18 protein-coding genes and 1 pseudogene are annotated in these 17393 nt (G+C 54.9%); 13 read left to right on the top strand and 6 right to left on the bottom strand.

What is annotated here, in order from left to right:
- Window positions 1-78: 78 nt before the first annotated feature.
- From PYR66_12350 to PYR66_12320, 7 genes are all read left to right on the top strand, one after another.
- Window positions 79-1242, top strand: a complete 1164-nt coding sequence (locus tag PYR66_12350) for a muconate cycloisomerase family protein (GenBank protein WEF30439.1) — start codon at window positions 79-81, stop codon at window positions 1240-1242.
- 12 nt (window positions 1243-1254) lie between these two features.
- A complete protein-coding gene (gene catC, locus PYR66_12345) occupies window positions 1255-1545 on the top strand; it encodes a muconolactone Delta-isomerase (GenBank protein WEF26144.1) in 291 nt (96 codons plus the stop codon).
- A 72-nt stretch (window positions 1546-1617) separates the two neighbouring features.
- Window positions 1618-2544, top strand: a complete 927-nt coding sequence (gene catA, locus PYR66_12340; protein WEF26143.1) for a catechol 1,2-dioxygenase — start codon at window positions 1618-1620, stop codon at window positions 2542-2544.
- A gap of 107 nt (window positions 2545-2651) precedes the next feature.
- Window positions 2652-4034 (top strand): Rieske 2Fe-2S domain-containing protein, encoded by a 1383-nt coding sequence (locus PYR66_12335; GenBank protein ID WEF26142.1) that lies wholly within the window; start codon window positions 2652-2654, stop codon window positions 4032-4034.
- Window positions 4034-4519 (top strand): benzoate 1,2-dioxygenase small subunit, encoded by a 486-nt coding sequence (benB, locus tag PYR66_12330; GenBank protein ID WEF26141.1) that lies wholly within the window; start codon window positions 4034-4036, stop codon window positions 4517-4519. Before PYR66_12335 ends, benB begins: the two co-directional genes overlap by 1 nt.
- A gap of 9 nt (window positions 4520-4528) precedes the next feature.
- Complete coding sequence (gene benC, locus PYR66_12325) at window positions 4529-5545, top strand: benzoate 1,2-dioxygenase electron transfer component BenC (GenBank protein WEF26140.1); 1017 nt, start codon at window positions 4529-4531, stop codon at window positions 5543-5545.
- Between the two features lie 9 nt (window positions 5546-5554).
- Window positions 5555-6328 carry a 1,6-dihydroxycyclohexa-2,4-diene-1-carboxylate dehydrogenase gene (locus tag PYR66_12320; protein WEF30438.1) on the top strand — a complete coding sequence of 258 codons (774 nt, stop codon included), beginning with the start codon at window positions 5555-5557 and terminating at the stop codon, window positions 6326-6328.
- Here PYR66_12320 and yddG read toward each other — a convergent pair.
- The gene (yddG, locus tag PYR66_12315; protein WEF26139.1) at window positions 6325-7203 is read right to left on the bottom strand and encodes an aromatic amino acid DMT transporter YddG; all 879 of its coding nucleotides are present in this window, start codon (window positions 7201-7203) and stop codon (window positions 6325-6327) included. The two genes, PYR66_12320 and yddG, sit on opposite strands and share 4 nt — an antisense overlap.
- 224 nt (window positions 7204-7427) lie before the next feature.
- On the opposite strand from yddG, the gene fdnG reads away from it, so the two are divergent.
- The 3 genes from fdnG to fdnI are packed head-to-tail and all read left to right on the top strand — an operon-like array spanning window position 7428 to window position 12023.
- A complete protein-coding gene (fdnG, locus tag PYR66_12310) occupies window positions 7428-10475 on the top strand; it encodes a formate dehydrogenase-N subunit alpha (protein ID WEF26138.1) in 3048 nt (1015 codons plus the stop codon).
- An 11-nt stretch (window positions 10476-10486) separates the two neighbouring features.
- Window positions 10487-11374 carry a formate dehydrogenase subunit beta gene (gene fdxH, locus PYR66_12305; protein WEF26137.1) on the top strand — a complete coding sequence of 296 codons (888 nt, stop codon included), beginning with the start codon at window positions 10487-10489 and terminating at the stop codon, window positions 11372-11374.
- On the top strand, window positions 11367-12023 hold the full coding sequence (gene fdnI, locus PYR66_12300) for a formate dehydrogenase-N subunit gamma (GenBank protein WEF30437.1): 657 nt from the start codon (window positions 11367-11369) through the stop codon (window positions 12021-12023). The genes fdxH and fdnI overlap by 8 nt, the downstream gene beginning before the upstream one ends.
- A gap of 41 nt (window positions 12024-12064) precedes the next feature.
- Here fdnI and PYR66_12295 read toward each other — a convergent pair whose 3' ends face one another.
- From PYR66_12295 to ppk2, 3 genes and pseudogenes are all read right to left on the bottom strand, one after another.
- Entirely contained in the window at window positions 12065-12382 is a 318-nt protein-coding gene (locus PYR66_12295; GenBank protein ID WEF26136.1) for a CcdB family protein, read from the bottom strand.
- Window positions 12383-12387: 5 nt separating this feature from the next.
- Window positions 12388-12588, bottom strand: a complete 201-nt coding sequence (locus tag PYR66_12290; protein WEF26135.1) for a hypothetical protein — start codon at window positions 12586-12588, stop codon at window positions 12388-12390.
- A gap of 170 nt (window positions 12589-12758) precedes the next feature.
- Window positions 12759-13579: pseudogene (gene ppk2 / locus PYR66_12285) on the bottom strand (polyphosphate kinase 2).
- Between the two features lie 196 nt (window positions 13580-13775).
- Here ppk2 and PYR66_12280 point away from each other — a divergent pair.
- On the top strand, window positions 13776-14084 hold the full coding sequence (locus PYR66_12280) for a monooxygenase (GenBank protein WEF26134.1): 309 nt from the start codon (window positions 13776-13778) through the stop codon (window positions 14082-14084).
- Between the two features lie 13 nt (window positions 14085-14097).
- On the opposite strand, the gene PYR66_12275 is transcribed toward PYR66_12280, so the two are convergent.
- Window positions 14098-14283, bottom strand: coding sequence for a hypothetical protein (locus PYR66_12275; protein ID WEF26133.1), 186 nt, complete (start codon window positions 14281-14283; stop codon window positions 14098-14100).
- Window positions 14284-14339: 56 nt separating this feature from the next.
- Window positions 14340-14618 carry a hypothetical protein gene (locus tag PYR66_12270; protein WEF26132.1) on the bottom strand — a complete coding sequence of 93 codons (279 nt, stop codon included), beginning with the start codon at window positions 14616-14618 and terminating at the stop codon, window positions 14340-14342.
- 625 nt (window positions 14619-15243) lie between these two features.
- Here PYR66_12270 and PYR66_12265 point away from each other — a divergent pair.
- Window positions 15244-16359, top strand: a complete 1116-nt coding sequence (locus PYR66_12265; GenBank protein WEF26131.1) for a branched-chain amino acid ABC transporter substrate-binding protein — start codon at window positions 15244-15246, stop codon at window positions 16357-16359.
- Window positions 16360-16470: 111 nt separating this feature from the next.
- A complete protein-coding gene (locus PYR66_12260) occupies window positions 16471-17385 on the top strand; it encodes a branched-chain amino acid ABC transporter permease LivH (GenBank protein ID WEF26130.1) in 915 nt (304 codons plus the stop codon).
- The last annotated feature ends 8 nt before the right edge of the window (window positions 17386-17393 follow it).

The following is a 17393-nucleotide window of genomic DNA, read 5'->3' as shown; positions in this document are numbered from 1 at the left end:
ATCGCACAACATTTCGATTATCGCCGTTGACCATCCGCTTAGCTGGACCCTATTGTCAAAGGCATAGGCATCCCCGTTATAAATGTGGGTACGAAAAGTTATACATCTCACCAGGAACAAAAAATGACTGCGACCGTAGAACGCGTTGAGAGCTGGATCGTGGATGTGCCGACCATCCGGCCACATAAATTGTCGATGACCACTATGGGCTGCCAGACGCTGGTTATTGTGCGTATTACCCGCTCCGATGGTATTTGCGGCATCGGCGAGGCCACCACCATTGGCGGACTGAGCTACGGCGTGGAAAGCCCGGAAGCGATTTCTTCAGCGTTGACTCACTACCTGACGCCGCTGCTGAAAGGGCAGCCAGCCGATAACCTGAATGCGCTGACCGCCCGCATGAACCACGCCATTAAAGGCAACACCTTTGCGAAATCGGCGATTGAAACCGCGCTACTTGATGCCCAGGGCAAAGCCTTAGGTCTGCCGGTGTCGGCGCTGCTCGGCGGCGCGCTGCAAACGTCGCTGCCGGTGCTGTGGACGCTGGCGAGCGGCGATACCGATAAAGATATCGCCGAAGGGGAGAAACTGTTGGCCGAACGTCGCCATCAGGCCTTCAAGCTGAAAATCGGCGCTCGCGAATTAGCCACCGATCTGCGTCATACCCGCGCCATTGTCGAAGCATTAGGCGATCGTGCCAGTATTCGCGTTGACGTCAATCAGGCCTGGGATGCCGCTACCGGTGCGAAAGGCTGCCGCGAACTGGCGGCGATGGGCGTTGATTTGATCGAACAGCCGGTCAGCGCGCAGGACAACGCCGCGCTGGTGCGCCTGAGCCAGCAGATTGAAACGGCGATCCTCGCCGATGAAGCGGTGGCGACCGCCGGTGATGGCTATCAGTTGGCGCAGCAGGGCTTCACTGGCGCTTATGCGCTGAAGATAGCCAAGGCCGGGGGACCGAATAGCGTGCTGGCGCTGGCCCGCGTCGCGCAGGCGGCTGGGGTTGGCCTGTATGGCGGCACCATGCTGGAAGGCACCGTCGGTACCGTCGCGTCGCTACACGCGTGGTCAACGCTGCCGCTGCAGTGGGGGACCGAGATGTTCGGCCCGCTGCTGCTGAAAGACGATATTGTCAGCGTGCCGCTCAGCTTTGCCAACGGCCAGGTGGTGTTGCCGCAAACGCCGGGCCTTGGTGTGGAATTGGATGAAGACAAACTGCGCTTCTATACCCGTAAAGCATAACAGGAGAAAATAATGCTATTTAAAGTTGATATGACCGTCAATATTCCCCTCGGTTTTCCTGCCGCCGAAGCGGATGAAATTAAAAAACGCGAAAAAGCCTATTCGCAACAATTGCAGCGTGAAGGCAAATGGCGACATATTTGGCGCGTCGCGGGGCTTTACGCCAATGTGAGTATTTTCGATGTCAAAGATGCCGAAGAATTGCATCAGATTTTAATGGGATTACCGCTGTATCCTTTTATGGATATTCGCGTAGAGGCGCTTTGCCGTCATCCCTCGTCTATTCGTGAAGACGATAGCTAATAATAATAATAACGCCTGACCTCTTGCCGGGATAACCCGGCAAATATCCTACAACGATAAGAGAGAATAATTATGAGTAATGCTTTCGTACAACAAGAAGCCGTGCAGAAATTATTACGTGAAGGCGCGGGTTTAAACGTCCCTGGCGGTAATGAACGTTTTAAAGCCATCGTCCACCGTCTGCTGGAGAATATTTGCACGCTGATCGACGACTATAACGTCACAGAAGAAGAGTTCTGGCATGCGGTGAATTATCTGCACGAACTCGGCGGGCGTCAGGAAGCGGCGCTGTTGGCGGCAGGACTTGGTCTTGAACACTTCCTCGATCTGCGTCAGGACGCCCTCGATGCGGCGGCGCAGCGCGAAACCGGCACCCCGCGCACTATTGAAGGGCCGCTGTATGTGGCCAATGCGCCGCTGGCCGATGGCCACGCCCGTATGGATGACGGTACCGATGCCGGGGAAGTGATGTGGCTGCATGGCCAGGTGAAAGACAATCAGGGCCAGCCGGTGGCGAACGCCATTGTTGATATCTGGCACGCCAATACCCTGGGCAATTACTCGTTCTTCGATCAGAGCCAGAGCGACTATAACCTGCGCCGCCGTATTCGCACCGGCGCCGATGGCCGCTACAGCGTGCGCAGCATCATGCCGTCCGGCTATGGCTGCCCGCCAGATGGTCCGACGCAGAAACTGCTGGATCAGTTAGGCCGTCACGGCAATCGCCCGGCGCATATTCACTTCTTCGTTTCCGCCCCAGGCCACAAGCATCTGACCAGTCAGATTAACCTCAGCGGCGATCAATACCTGTGGGATGATTTTGCGTTTGCCACCCGCGACGGTTTGATTGCCGACCCGGTAAAAGTGAGCGACCGCGAGACCATTGCGCAGCGTGAACTGGACGGCGAGCATACCGAAGTGTGCTTCGATTTTACCCTGTGTAAAGCGCTGAACGCCGACGAAGAGCACCGCGGCGCCCGTTTACGCGCCAAAGAATAATCTGCGTTACCGGCCCCGGGCGCCTGGCCTGGGGCACACTCTGCACTCGCTTGTGAATTAAATTACCCGATTTATTTCATCCTGAATTCTGCAGGAGGAGCTGACTCATGCAAAAAACGCTTTCAGCGCTCAAAGATAAAATCAACAATGCGTTAATTGTTGACCGTGAAAATCATATTTACCGCTGCCATCGTTCTATTTTTACCGACCCGCAGTTATTTGATTTTGAAATGAAGCATATATTCGAAGGTAATTGGGTTTTTCTCGCTCATGAAAGCCAGATCCCCGAGGTGGGGGATTATTATACCCTGACGTTAGGGCGGCAGCCGGTCATTATTACCCGCGATAAAAAGAATGAGCTGCATGCGTTAATTAATAGCTGCGCCCACCGCGGCGCGATGCTATGCCGCCGGAAAACGGGGAATAAAAATTCATTTACCTGTCCGTTCCACGGTTGGACGTTCAGCAATAACGGTAAATTATTAAAAGCCAAAGATGAAAGCACCGGCGGTTATCCTGAAACCTTTAAACATGAAGGTTCCCACGATCTGCAAAAGCTGCCACGTTTTCAGTCATACCGCGGTTTCTTATTCGGTAGCCTCAGCGCGGATGTGCAGCCGCTGGAAGACTATCTCGGCGAAACCGGCAAGATTATCGACCTTATCGTCGACCAGGCGGCAGAAGGGCTGGAAGTGCTCAAAGGCTCGTCCAGCTACGTTTACGAGGGTAACTGGAAGCTGGGTGCAGAGAACGGCGCCGATGGTTATCACGTCAGTGTCGTGCACTGGAACTACGCATCGACCATGTCGCGGCGTAATTATGAAGCGGAAGGGACGCACGCGGTTGACGCTAACGGTTGGTCAAAAAGCATCGGTGGCGGCTACGGATTCGATAATGGCCACATGCTGCTGTGGACCCGGGCGCTGAACCCGGAAGTTCGTCCGGTGTATGCCCATCGTGAGCGCCTGCAGGCAGAGTTTGGCGAACGGCGCGCTGACCAGATGGTGAACGAAACCCGCAATTTGTGCATTTACCCTAACGTCTACCTGATGGATCAATTTTCCACCCAGATCCGCGTGATCCGCCCGATCGCGGTCGATAAAACCGAAGTCACTATCTGGTGCTTTGCGCCGAAAGGGGAATCGGACGAGGCGCGAGCGTTGCGCATCCGTCAGTACGAAGATTTCTTTAACGTCAGCGGCATGGGGACGCCGGATGACCTCGAAGAGTTCAGCGCTTGCCAGCGCGGCTATCTCGGCGAAAACCTGGCGTGGAGCGATCTGAGCCGCGGCGCGTTGCACTGGGTCGACGGCGCGGATGAACACGCCCGGCATGCTGGCTTTACGCCGCGTTTAAGCGGGGTGAAATCCGAAGATGAAGCGCTGTATATCGCTCACCACCACCACTGGCAAACGGTGATGCTGGCGGCGCTGGAGCAGGAGCAGCAGCGTTATGACCAGTCGATTACTCAGCGTGTGGAGGTGGCCTGATGTTAAACCTCGAACAGGTTCGTCAATTTCTTTACTACGAAGCCCGCTTGCTGGACGACCGCCAGTGGGATGAATGGTTGAGTTGTTATAGCCCGCAGGTGGTCTACTGGATGCCAGCATGGGGGGACGATGACCGGCTTACACGCGATCCGCAAAAAGAGATTTCGCTTATCTATTACCCCAACCGCGAGGGGCTGGAAGATCGCGTTTATCGCATTAAGACCGAGCGTTCCGGCGCCAGTACGCCAGAGCCGCGCACCACTCACATGATTAGCAATGTTGAACTAATGGGCGAAAACGATGAGGGCCTGGCCGTGCGCTACAACTGGGTTACCTGGAGCCATCGCTATCAGCACACGGATGCCTATTTCGGCACCACTTGTTGCACATTGATTGAGCAGGACGGCAGACCGCAGATCATCCGCAAAACCGTGTGTCTGAATAACGATTATATCCGTCAGGTGATCGACGTTTACCATATTTAAGAGGCGCTTATGACCTTTACGATTGCTCTCAATTTTGAAGACGGCATGACCCGTTTTATTCAGTGCAATGCCGGAGAGAAAGTGCTGGATGCCGCCTACCGGCAGAAGGTGAATTTGCCAATGGATTGCTCGGACGGCGTCTGCGGAACCTGCAAATGCCACTGCGCCAGCGGTGAATATGGTATGGGCGAAGACTACCTCGAAGAGGCGTTAAGCGATGATGAGGCGCAGGCCCGTCAGGTGTTGACCTGCCAGATGGTGCCGACCAGCGATTGCGTTATCGATGTGCCGGTGGCCGCCGCCCAGTGTAAAACCGCGCTGGCGAGCGTTGAGGCGGAGGTGCGGCAGGTGGATTTGCTGTCGGATACCGCCATTGAGTTGGTCGTCGCGCTGGATGAACCGCTGGCTTTCCTGCCGGGGCAGTACATCAATATTCAGGTGCCGGGTACGGCGCATGTCCGCGCCTATTCGTTCAGTTCACCGTCGGGTTCTCTTGAAGGGCGTTTTCTGATCCGTAACGTGCCTGGCGGTATGATGAGCCAGTGGTTGACCCAGCAAGCGCGGCCGGGAGACCGCCTGACTCTCAGCGGCCCGATGGGCAGTTTCTATCTGCGCAGCGGCGAACGTCCGCTGTTGATGCTGGCGGGGGGCACCGGTCTGGCGCCGCTGTTGTCAATGCTACAGACCCTACAGACGCAGGGTAGCCAGCGCCCGGTGACCTTATTGTACGGCGTCACTCGCGACTGCGATCTGGTGAAAACCGAGGCGCTGGACGCGTTTAATCAGCATCTGACGGGCTATCGCTGGTTGCCGGTGGTGGCGGATGAACATAGCGCCTGCCCGCAGCGCGGTTTTGTGACCGAACATCTTGATGACGCGATGCTGAACAACGGCGATGTTGATATTTATCTCTGCGGGCCGCCGCCGATGGTGAACGCGGTGTCGACGGCGCTACGTGAAAAAGGTATTTCACCGGCAGGTTTTTGGTACGAGAAATTTATCGCCAGCCAGAGCGCGGCGGCATAAGGAGGCATGATGCGTTTTAGCGATAAAGTCGTCGCCATCACCGGCGCGGCGCAGGGGATTGGCCGCCAGACGGCGGAACAGGCAGCGCGCGAAGGCGCGGCTCTGTTGTTAATTGACCGTTCGACGTATGTACACGAACTGGCGGCGGCGCTGGCGCCATTCGCGAGTCAGGTGCTGGCGCTGGAAGCGGACCTCGAACAGTGGGAGAGCGCCGAACAGGTGTTTGCCACCGGGGTTGCGCACTTTGGCCGCATCGATGTACTGATTAATAACGTTGGCGGCACCATTTGGGCGCGACCCTTCGCCGAGTATCAAGCGGATCAAATCGAGAAAGAGATCCGCCGCTCGCTGTTTCCTACGTTATGGGGTTGCCGCGCGGTGCTGCCGTGGATGCTCAAACAGGGGAAAGGCAGCATCGTGAATATCTCCTCGGTGGCCACGGCAGGGGTGAATCGGGTGCCTTACTCGGCTGCGAAAGGCGGCGTTAACGCGCTGACCCGCTCGATTGCCATGGAGTACAGCAACAGCGGCATTCGTATTAATGCAGTCGCGCCGGGCGGTACCGAAGCGCCGCCGCGCCTGACGCCACGCAACGACGAGCAGCCCACCGAGCAGGAGAAAGCGTGGTATCAACAGGTCGTCGATCAGACGGTGGAGAGCAGTCTATTGCATCGGTACGGTACGCTGGCGGAACAGGCGAATGCGATTCTGTTTCTCGCCAGCGATGAGGCCAGCTATATCACCGGCGTGACGCTGCCGGTAGCGGGCGGCGATCTCGGCTAACGGCGAGTCGCATACCAGCAGAGCAGGGAGCCGAGACATACCATTCCGGCGCCCTGCCAGAACGACCACGACAGGGCGGCGCTAAGCAGTATCGCGGCCAGAGCGGAAGAGAGCACTGGCGTGAAGTAAGAGGCCGCCGCCAGCAAACTGACATTACCGTGCAGGATCCCGACGTTCCACGCCGCGTAGGCCAGCCCCAGCGCCACGGAAACCGTGACCAGCTTAATCGCCACCGGCCAGCTAAACAGCATCGGCGGCTGGTCGCTGGCGAGAAATTTCAACCACAGGGTGAGTGCCGTTAATAGGACGAAAAGGGTGATTCCATTTTTGCCTTTGGCATACTTCGCGGTCACCGTGCAATAGGCTGCCCAGATAAAGGCGCCGATAAACGCCAGAATATAACTCAGCGGACTGGACACCACGTTATTGATAATTTCATCGAGATTTAGCCCGTGTTCGCCGCCGAGCACCCAGGTTACGCCGAACAACGCCAGCAATAATCCGGGGATCACCAGCCAGCTGCTTTTCTGGCCGTTAAACAGAATGGCGAACAAAATCGTCAGGCTGGGCCACAGATAATTGACCATGCCGACTTCAATCGCCTGCTGACGGGTGGCGGCAAAGCCCAGCGATAGCGCGAGGCAGATTTCATAGCTGACGAACAGGACGCTGCCGGCCAGCAGATAGCGGCGCGGGATCTGGCGCAGGTGGGGAAAGCCGACGGTAAAAATCAGCAGCAGGCCGCTGAGGCTATAGATCATCGCTGCGCCGCCGACCGGCCCTAATCCTTCGCTGACGCCGCGGATCAAACCGACCATTGTGCTCCATAAGATAATGGCGGCGAAGCCTACCGACGTCGCTCTCTTTTTTTCCATGTTAAACCTGATAGTTAGCCAAACGCAGCCGGAATTTATAACACCTTTTACCCGCCGATGGTCGATCTTTTCCGCCTGCGTTAACCCTTAAGGATTAGTAAAACCCGCCAGCGCTGACTATTAAGGGGGCGAGCGTTTTCGACCTTGATTTGACGCAAAAAAAACAGGGGCATTGCTGTTAGTTTCCTCCGCGCGATGAACAAACATCCTGCATGGAGGAATCAATGGACGTCAGCCGCAGAAAGTTTTTTAAAATCTGCGCAGGCGGTATGGCCGGAACAACAGCTGCTGCACTGGGCTTTGCCCCCAAAATGGCGCTGGCTCAGGCACGCAATTTTAAATTGCTGCGCGCAAAAGAGATCCGCAACACCTGCACTTACTGTTCCGTGGGCTGCGGGCTATTAATGTATAGCCTGGGCGACGGCGCGAAAAACGCGAAAGAAGCGATTTACCATATTGAAGGGGATCCGGATCATCCGGTGAGCCGCGGCGCGCTATGCCCGAAAGGGGCCGGTTTGCTGGACTATGTCCACAGCGAAAACCGTCTGCGTTATCCGCAATACCGCGCGCCGGGTTCCGATAAATGGCAGCGCATTTCCTGGGATGAGGCGTTTAGCCGCATCGCCACGCTGATGAAGGCCGACCGCGACGCCAACTTTATTGAAAAGAACGAGCAGGGCGTCACGGTTAACCGCTGGCTGTCCACCGGGATGTTGTGCGCCTCCGCAGCGAGTAATGAGACCGGCATGCTGACGCAGAAATTCGTGCGTTCGCTGGGGATGCTGGCGGTAGACAACCAGGCGCGCGTCTGACACGGACCAACGGTAGCAAGTCTTGCTCCAACATTTGGTCGCGGTGCGATGACCAACCACTGGGTTGATATTAAAAACGCCAACGTCGTGATGGTGATGGGCGGTAACGCCGCTGAAGCCCACCCGGTCGGATTCCGCTGGGCGATGGAAGCGAAAAACAACAACGACGCCACGCTTATTGTCGTCGACCCGCGCTTTACGCGTACGGCGTCGGTGGCCGATATCTATGCGCCGATTCGTTCCGGCACCGACATTACCTTCCTGTCGGGCGTGCTGCTGTACCTGATCGAAAATAACAAAATCAATGCCGAGTACGTAAAGCATTACACCAACGCCAGCCTGCTGGTGCGGGATGATTTTGCCTTCGAAGATGGGCTGTTCAGCGGCTACGATGCGCAAAAACGGCAGTACGACAAATCGTCCTGGAACTATCAGTTCGATGAAAACGGCTATGCCAAACGCGATGAGACGCTAAGCCATCCGCGCTGCGTGTGGAACCTGCTGAAACAGCACGTTGCCCGCTATACGCCGGATGTCGTCGAAAACATTTGCGGTACGCCGAAAGCGGACTTCCTGAAAGTCTGTGACGTGTTGGCCTCGACCAGCGCCGCAGACAGAACTACGACCTTCCTGTATGCGCTGGGCTGGACGCAGCATACCGTCGGGGCGCAGAACATTCGCACCATGGCGATGATTCAGCTGCTGCTTGGCAACATGGGGATGGCGGGCGGCGGCGTCAACGCGCTGCGTGGCCACTCCAACATTCAGGGGTTAACTGACTTAGGTCTGCTGTCGACCAGCCTGACCGGTTACCTGACGCTGCCATCGGACAAGCAGACCGATCTGCAAAGCTATCTCAGCGCCAATACGCCGAAAGCGACGCTGGCCGAGCAGGTAAACTACTGGAGCAACTATCCGAAATTCTTCGTCAGTCTGATGAAGTCGTTCTACGGCGATGCGGCGACGAAAGAGAATGACTGGGGCTTCAACTGGCTGCCGAAATGGGATCAGGCCTACGACGTTATCAAATACTTCAACATGATGGATAACGGCAAAGTCACCGGCTACATCTGCCAGGGCTTTAACCCGGTTGCGTCGTTCCCGGACAAAAATAAGGTAGTACGCAGCTTAAGCAAGCTGAAGTACATGGTAGTTATCGATCCGTTAGTGACCGAAACCTCGACCTTCTGGCAGAACCACGGAGAGTCTAATGACGTTGACCCATCAACGATTCAGACTGAAGTGTTTCGCCTGCCGTCTACCTGTTTTGCCGAAGAAGACGGCTCTATTGCTAACTCCGGCCGCTGGCTGCAGTGGCACTGGAAAGGCCAGGATGCACCGGGTGAAGCGCGTAACGACGGCGAGATTCTGGCCGGGATTTATCACCGTCTGCGTGAGATGTATCGCAACGAAGGTGGTAAAGGCGTTGAACCGCTGCTGAAAATGGGCTGGAACTACAAACAGCCGGATCATCCTGAGTCTGAAGAAGTGGCGAAAGAGAACAACGGCTACGCGCTGGCGGATCTCTACGATCGGGACGGGGTTCTGCTGGCGAAAAAAGGCCAGTTGCTGAACAGCTTTGCCCTGCTGCGCGATGACGGTAGTACCGCCTCGTCTTGCTGGATCTACACCGGTAGCTGGACTGAGCAGGGCAACCAGATGGCTAACCGCGATAATGCCGACCCATCGGGGCTTGGCAATACGCTGGGATGGGCCTGGGCCTGGCCGCTGAATCGCCGTGTCCTCTATAACCGCGCCTCGGCGGATATCAACGGTAAGCCGTGGGATGCGAAACGGATGCTGATCCAGTGGAACGGCAGCAAGTGGGTCGGTAACGATATTCCGGACTTCAACACCGCGCCGCCGGGGAGCAAAACCGGGCCGTTTATCATGCAGCAAGAGGGGCTTGGCCGCCTGTTTGCGTTGGATAAGCTGGCGGAAGGTCCATTCCCGGAACACTACGAGCCGATGGAAACGCCGCTGGGTACCAACCCATTGCACCCGAATGTGGTTTCCAGCCCGGTGGTCCGTCTGTATGACGACGATGCCATCCGGTTAGGCAAGAAGGATAAGTTCCCGTATGTCGGCACCACTTATCGTCTGACCGAGCATTTCCACACCTGGACCAAGCATGCGCTGCTCAACGCGATCGCGCAGCCGGAACAGTTTGTTGAAATCAGCGAGGGTCTGGCGCAGAGCAAAGGTATTGCCAACGGCGACTGGGTGAAAGTCAGCAGCCAACGCGGCTTTATTCGCGCGGTCGCCGTGGTGACGCGTCGTCTGCGGACGCTTAACGTTAACGGCCAGCAGGTGGAAACCGTCGGTATCCCGCTGCACTGGGGCTTTGAAGGCGTGGCGCGTAAGGGCTATATCGCCAATACCCTGACGCCTAACGTCGGCGATTCCAACTCGCAAACGCCGGAGTATAAGGCGTTTCTGGTCAACATCGAGAAAGCGTAAGGAGCGATTAAATGGCGATGGAAACACAAGACATTATTAAACGCTCTGCGACCAACCCGATCACTCCTGCGCCGCGTGCGCGGGATTATAAGGCAGAAGTCGCCAAGCTTATTGATGTCTCTTCCTGTGTCGGCTGTAAAGCCTGCCAGGTGGCCTGTTCCGAGTGGAACGATATCCGTGATGAAGTGGGGCATTGCGTCGGGGTGTATGACAACCCGGCGGATTTAAGCGCCAAATCCTGGACGGTGATGCGCTTTAGCGAAACCGAACAAAACGGCAAACTGGAGTGGTTGATCCGCAAAGATGGCTGCATGCACTGTGAGGAGCCTGGCTGCCTGAAGGCTTGTCCGTCTGCCGGGGCGATTATTCAGTACGCCAACGGGATCGTCGATTTCCAGCAGGAAAACTGCATTGGTTGCGGCTACTGCATCGCCGGGTGTCCGTTTAATATTCCGCGCCTCAATAAAGAGGATAACCGGGTATATAAATGCACTCTGTGCGTGGATCGGGTCAGCGTGGGTCAGGAGCCAGCCTGTGTGAAAACTTGTCCTACCGGCGCTATCCACTTCGGCACCAAGAAAGAGATGCTGGAAGTGGCGCAGGAGCGGGTGGATAAGCTTAAAAAACGCGGCTATGCCAATGCCGGGATCTACAACCCGCAGGGCGTTGGCGGGACGCACGTGATGTATGTGCTGCACCATGCCGATCGGCCGGAGTTGTATCACAAGCTGCCGAAAGAACCGCAGATCGATACCAGTATCAATCTGTGGAAAGGCGCGCTGAAACCGCTGTCGGCGGCGGGCTTTATCGCGACCTTTGCCGGGTTGATTTATCACTACATCGGTATCGGACCGAATAAGGAAGTGGACGACGACGACGAGGAGGAGCATGATGAGTAAATCGAAAATGATAGTGCGCACGAAGTTTGTTGACCGCGCCTGTCACTGGACGGTCGTTATTTGCTTCTTCCTGGTGGCGTTATCGGGGATTTCATTTTTCTTCCCGACGCTGCAGTGGTTGACGGAGACGTTCGGTACGCCGCAGATGGGGCGTATTTTACACCCATTCTTCGGCGTGCTGATTTTTATCGCGCTGATGTTTATGTTTGTGCGCTTCGTGCACCACAACATCCCTGATAAGCAGGATATCCCCTGGCTGAAAGGCATCGTTGAGGTACTGAAAGGCAACGAGCATAAGGTTGCGCGCGTCGGTAAATACAACGCCGGGCAGAAGATGATGTTCTGGACCATCATGAGCATGATTTTCGTGCTGCTGGTGACCGGGGTGATTATCTGGCGTCCGTATTTCGCGCCGTACTTCCCGATTCAGGTGATTCGCTACAGCCTGCTGATTCACGCCGCGTCAGCGATTATTCTGATCCACGCGATCCTCATTCATATGTATATGGCATTCTGGGTGAAAGGGTCGATTAAAGGAATGATCGAAGGGAAAGTCAGCCGCCGTTGGGCGAAGAAACATCACCCGCGCTGGTATCGCGATGTCGAACGCCTGGAAGCGAAAAAAGAGAGTCGTGAAGGACTGAATTAAGTCTTGTTGTGGTTCCCCGCCCCGGAGATTTCGGGGCGGGTTTACGTGTTAGTGATTAATGCATCAATAGCTGAAATTACCGCCGTTCTTTCTTTACGTAAATTACAGACAAAATATTTTTTATCCAGCCGCTGTTTTGCCACGCTGGTTATTCCAGGCGTGTTGAGAAATAACTTCTGAAACTCGAGGTTTATTCGTGGGGCTGCAGCGTGATAGTGACCAGCCAGGTGGGTATGATAACTCAGTGGCAGAATTAATCTCGACGATAAATCATCATAGTAATCATGTTGAATCACCATAAGATAAGGTTGTAATTCATTTGTCCGTGACGATGGATTACGATAAACATCAAATTGCATGGTCACTAAATCCCTTCGAAAAATGGATCTTCCGACAGTAAACCGGCGCGCGCGGTAAATTCATTCATCGCCTTTATGAATCCCCGCTCTTGCTGACCACTTTCCGTATCAACAACGTCTTGCTGTTGGCAAGACGGCTTAACCGTTACAACATGCTCATTCACCAGAATTTTCTTCGCCGCATTGTCTTTCATCATCGCCTCCATGTGGTTGGTCACCTGATTATCTCGCCGCCAAACATAAAAATAAACGCCAGCAGCGGCTTTGTTTTATTTTTGCGAGGCGCATTCCAGCGTAAGGCAATAGCATGAAATACTAACGATAGCCGTAATACACCTCTGCGATGAGGGGATTCAGCGCAGAGGCCAGGAACGTATTAAAATTTCTCAGGAATAAAGCGGAAAGGGAAATTAGTCGGTTTTACTTTGCCTATTTTGCGTTTTGGTAAGGTCACGTGTTCCGTTGGCAGAGACTCATAGGGAATTTGCGAGAGCAGATGCGTAATAATATTCAGACGCACGCGTTTTTTATCTTCCGAGCGGGCGACAAACCACGGCGCCCAGGCGGTATCGGTGGCGGCAAACATCGCGTCGCGGGCTTCCGTATAGTCATCCCAGCGGTTGAAAGACTTAATATCCATTGGCGATAGCTTCCAGATTTTGCGACCGTCATCGATACGATCGCGCAGGCGGCGCTCTTGTTCTTGCGGCGTCACCTCCAGCCAGTATTTCAGCAGAATAATGCCTGATTCAACCATCCCGCGCTCCACCATTGGCGCGCCCTCGAGGAATTTCTGCACCTCTTCCAGCGTACAAAATCCCATCACCCGTTCCACACCGGCGCGGTTGTACCAGCTACGGTCAAAAATCACGATTTCGCCAGCAGCGGGAAGATGCTTAATATAGCGCTGAAAATAAAGCTGGCTTCTTTCACGCTCGGTTGGCGCGGGCAGGGCGACGACGCGGAATACCCGCGGGCTGACGCGTTCGGTGATGGCGCCTTAATCGTACCGCCTTTGCCAGCGCCATCGCGACCTTCGAACACGATACAGACCTTAAGCCCTTTATACACCACCCACCGTTGCAGCTTCACCAGTTCGACATGCAGCTTACGCAGCGCCTGCTCATATTCTTTCTCGCTCAGTGGTTCCGTTTTGGCGTTCACGACGGGCGTAACGATTTTTTTCTTGTTTCCCATGGCTTCCTCATTGCGTGGTGGCCTGTTATGCAGGTCGCTCTTTGAAGTGTAATCAGGCCATGGAAAAGCGACGGAAAACTTCTTACCTAAGCATGATTGCCGGGACGAACACTCATCGCATCATCTGGCTGCGGCCTTAAGCGGGAATCGGGTAGGATAGCACTGTCATTTAGCCCAATGCATTCAGGGAGAGAGTATGTCGAACACACTATTGCAAGTGCATTTTGCCTTTAACGGTCCGTTTGGCGATGAAATGTCTACCCAGTTAGCCGAGCTCGCGGAGTCGATTAACCACGAACCCGGTTTTATCTGGAAGATTTGGACAGAGAACGCGTCCGCGCAGGAAGCGGGTGGGATTTATCTGTTTGCCGATGAACAGACTGCGCAGGCGTATGCGAAAAAGCACGCCGCGCGCCTGCAGCAGTTTGGCGTAGAGGAGATGTTTTTCAAGATTTTCGACGTCAATCTGCCGCTAAGCCACATTAACCATGGACCGGTGACCTGATCGAGTGCCGTGGCTACATGTAGCGTTCAAACTGCCATGCCGCCACGGCTTCCAGAACGAAAAACCCGCACACGATTACGCCAGTGATACGATGACGGCTATAGAAAAGTATTCCGGCGACGATGGCTAACACCGGCAACGTAATCGGCCAGCAGGCCACAAGGGTAATCCAGGCGACGATCAGATAATCCTTCATCATGATGAATGCTCCGTATTCAGCATTTATTTCCGGCGCACACCATACGCCGGGATATATCAGAATTCGACGACGCCGCCTTGTTCGATCTGGTCAATATCGTTGGTTACGGGATTAACCTTTTCGTTGTAGTAGGTATAGGCGTTGACGTCCGGGACGATTGCCAACGCGGATTGTTCGGTTTTCGATTCAGGTGTTTCTGAAGGGGGATTAACGGCAAGGTCGGCCGGTTCCGGCGGCGTATAATGCAACGGGTCGGCAATACCCTGTGCCGCGGTGGCGCTGGCATTAATGAATAACGCGCTAACTGAGATAATAATTAATGTTTTAAAAGTCATTATTTTCATCCATGAGGTTAAACCCGTGATGACGGCAGGTAAAAGAACAAGGCTTAGGATAATACGTAAATTTAATTAATGATTCAAAGCGTAACCTCATTCTCATCGCATAAAATTACCATTCCTCGGCGAACCATGCGTTGTAGCTGCCTGTATTACCGAGTATTCCGCTGACCCTCGGTATCAAATTCACATTAATGCAGCAAAATTTTCACTACTTTTGATCATCTCCGCACTTTTGCACCAGTCCAGTGCGCAAGGATGAAAAAATCATCCTATACACTAAATAGTTCGGGTTACGCGCAGCCAACGCACACGCGACCTGAACGATGACGGGTATATGTTTAGCTTGCTGTCGGTACGGACACCAAAGTTCCCGACACGCCACGTGATGGCAACAGACCTCCTGACTTGTAAAGATGGGCGCATTGCCGGGGTGGTAACGATGGCTGTCACGCTTCCTGACTGTTCGTCATCGATCTGGCTTCACCTCTCTTCCTGGCAGGTTTTTTGCTACTTCCACCAAAGCCGCTGCGGCTTATTCCAGCATTGGCACATTACGCTGTTAGTGGTTTTTACTGCGTCAGTTCATGGCGTCTGTTTGATATCACTGAGGACTATCCGAATGTCTTTAACACTTAAAAAGTTGACTCTGCATTTTGCAATAGCAGGTTGTTTGAGCGCGGCATTTTATGCACAGGCGGATGTAAAGATTGGCGTGGCGGGGCCCTTTACCGGGCCAAACGCGACCTATGGCGCCCAGTACTGGAAGGGGGCGTCGCAAGCGGCGGCAGATATTAATGCCGCGGGGGGGATTAAAGGTGAAAAAATCGTGCTGGTGCAGGGTGACGATGCCTGCGAGCCCAAGCAGGCGGTAGCGGTCGCTAACCGGTTGGTCGATGAAGCTGGCGTTTCTGCGGTGGTCGGACATTTCTGTTCTTCATCGACGATGCCCGCCTCCGAGGTGTATGACGAAGCCGGGATCCTGACCATTACTCCGGGCTCGACCAACCCGCAGATCACCGAACGCGGTATGAAAGATCTGTTCCGCATGTGCGGGCGTGATGACCAACAAGGGGTTATCGCCGCCAATTATATGCTGGACGTGCTGAAAGCGAAGAAAATTGCCGTCATCCACGATAAAGACACCTACGGACAAGGGTTAGCCGATGCGACGCGCGCGGCGTTGGCCAAACGTGGAACCAAAGAGGTGCTGTATGAAGGCTTATCCCGTGGCGAAAAAGACTTCAATGCGCTGGTGACTAAAATCGGCGCGCTGAAGCCGGATGTGGTCTACTTCGGCGGTTGCCATCCTGAGGCCGGGCCGCTGGTGCGCCAGATGCGCGAGCAGGGCGTGCAGGCCAAGTTCTTCTCCGGCGATTGTATCGTGACCGAAGAGCTGGTAACTGCAGCCGGTGGCCCGCAGTTTACCAATGGCGTATTGATGACCTTTGGGCAGGATCCGCGCACCATCCCGGAAGGTAAAACGGTGATCGAGAAATTCCGCGCCAGCGGTTTTGAACCCGAGGGTTATACCCTTTATGCCTATGCCTCGATTCAGGCCATAGCCGCAGCCTACAACGCGGCTGGCACCGATAATGCCAAGGCCAGCGAATGGCTGAAAAACCACAGCGTCGATACCGTGATGGGCAAGAAAGCCTGGGATGGTAAAGGAGACCTGAAAGTGTCGGATTATGTGGTTTATCAATGGGATGATAAAGGCAAATACCACCAGTTGTAACCCGGGATTGCAGTGCGCATAACGCTCTCATCAGAGGGGCGTCGTACCACCACAGGCAGCAGACGGTAAAACATCACCGCCTGCTGCACCTTGACTGGCAGGATGGTTCTTATGGCGGCATTTTTTCTGCAACAACTGATCAATGGCTTAACGCTCGGCGCGGTCTACGGATTGATCGCCATTGGCTACACCATGGTGTATGGCATTATCGGCATGATTAACTTCGCCCATGGCGAGGTGTATATGATCTCCGCTTACCTGTGCGCCATCGGGCTGGCGCTGCTGGCTTACTTCGGTATCCACTCCTTTCCGCTACTGATTTTCGGCACGCTGGTGTTCACTATTATCGTCACCGGGGTATACGGTTGGGCTATCGAACGCATTGCATACCGGCCGTTGCGTAACTCGACCCGTCTGGCACCGCTGATTTCGGCGATCGGCATGTCGCTTATCTTGCAAAACTACGTGCAACTGAGCCAGGGGCCCAACCAGCAGGGGATCCCCACGTTGATGCATGGCGTGCTGCGTATTACGGTCGGCGATGGCGTGGTGCAAATCACCTGGACCAAAATCTTTATCCTGCTGGCCGCATTGGTCGGCATGATAGTACTGAGCTGGGTAATCAATCACACCCAGTTGGGGCGGGTGTGCCGCGCGACGCAACAGGACCGGCGGATGGCGGCTATCCTCGGGATCAACACTGACCGGGTGATCTCGATGGTGTTTATGATTGGCGCGGCGATGGCTGGGCTTGCCGGCGTTCTGGTCACCATGAACTACGGCACCTTTGATTTCTACATCGGTTTTATTATTGGTATTAAGGCATTTACTGCCGCGGTGCTGGGCGGCATTGGCTCGCTTCCGGGCGCGATGCTCGGCGGCCTGCTGCTGGGCGTTGCTGAGGCGCAATTCGCCGGGTTGGTGAACTCGGATTACAAAGATGTCTTCTCCTTCGCCTTACTGGTGGCGATCCTTATTTTCCGTCCGCAGGGGCTGTTGGGCCGTCCCGTCGTGGCTAAGGTCTAGGGGGAAAT

It is taken from the genome of Klebsiella aerogenes, from assembly GCA_029027985.1.
GTDB lineage: Bacteria > Pseudomonadota > Gammaproteobacteria > Enterobacterales > Enterobacteriaceae > Klebsiella > Klebsiella aerogenes_A.
Note: the sequence above shows the minus strand (reverse complement) of the source record. Positions and strands in the feature narration are given on the sequence as shown.

What these genes read in the sequence shown, in the direction of transcription:
- catC (WEF26144.1), top strand. Translation starts at nt 1,255, where the DNA reads ATGCTATTTAAAGTTGATATGACCGTCAATATTCCCCTCGGTTTTCCT.
- catA (WEF26143.1), top strand. Translation starts at nt 1,618, where the DNA reads ATGAGTAATGCTTTCGTACAACAAGAAGCCGTGCAGAAATTATTACGT.
- PYR66_12335 (WEF26142.1), top strand. Translation starts at nt 2,652, where the DNA reads ATGCAAAAAACGCTTTCAGCGCTCAAAGATAAAATCAACAATGCGTTA.
- benB (WEF26141.1), top strand. Translation starts at nt 4,034, where the DNA reads ATGTTAAACCTCGAACAGGTTCGTCAATTTCTTTACTACGAAGCCCGC.
- benC (WEF26140.1), top strand. Translation starts at nt 4,529, where the DNA reads ATGACCTTTACGATTGCTCTCAATTTTGAAGACGGCATGACCCGTTTT.
- PYR66_12320 (WEF30438.1), top strand. Translation starts at nt 5,555, where the DNA reads ATGCGTTTTAGCGATAAAGTCGTCGCCATCACCGGCGCGGCGCAGGGG.
- yddG (WEF26139.1), bottom strand. Translation starts at nt 7,203, where the DNA reads ATGGAAAAAAAGAGAGCGACGTCGGTAGGCTTCGCCGCCATTATCTTA.
- fdxH (WEF26137.1), top strand. Translation starts at nt 10,487, where the DNA reads ATGGCGATGGAAACACAAGACATTATTAAACGCTCTGCGACCAACCCG.
- fdnI (WEF30437.1), top strand. Translation starts at nt 11,367, where the DNA reads ATGAGTAAATCGAAAATGATAGTGCGCACGAAGTTTGTTGACCGCGCC.
- PYR66_12295 (WEF26136.1), bottom strand. Translation starts at nt 12,382, where the DNA reads ATGCAATTTGATGTTTATCGTAATCCATCGTCACGGACAAATGAATTA.
- PYR66_12290 (WEF26135.1), bottom strand. Translation starts at nt 12,588, where the DNA reads ATGGAGGCGATGATGAAAGACAATGCGGCGAAGAAAATTCTGGTGAAT.
- PYR66_12280 (WEF26134.1), top strand. Translation starts at nt 13,776, where the DNA reads ATGTCGAACACACTATTGCAAGTGCATTTTGCCTTTAACGGTCCGTTT.
- PYR66_12275 (WEF26133.1), bottom strand. Translation starts at nt 14,283, where the DNA reads ATGATGAAGGATTATCTGATCGTCGCCTGGATTACCCTTGTGGCCTGC.
- PYR66_12270 (WEF26132.1), bottom strand. Translation starts at nt 14,618, where the DNA reads ATGACTTTTAAAACATTAATTATTATCTCAGTTAGCGCGTTATTCATT.
- PYR66_12265 (WEF26131.1), top strand. Translation starts at nt 15,244, where the DNA reads ATGTCTTTAACACTTAAAAAGTTGACTCTGCATTTTGCAATAGCAGGT.
- PYR66_12260 (WEF26130.1), top strand. Translation starts at nt 16,471, where the DNA reads ATGGCGGCATTTTTTCTGCAACAACTGATCAATGGCTTAACGCTCGGC.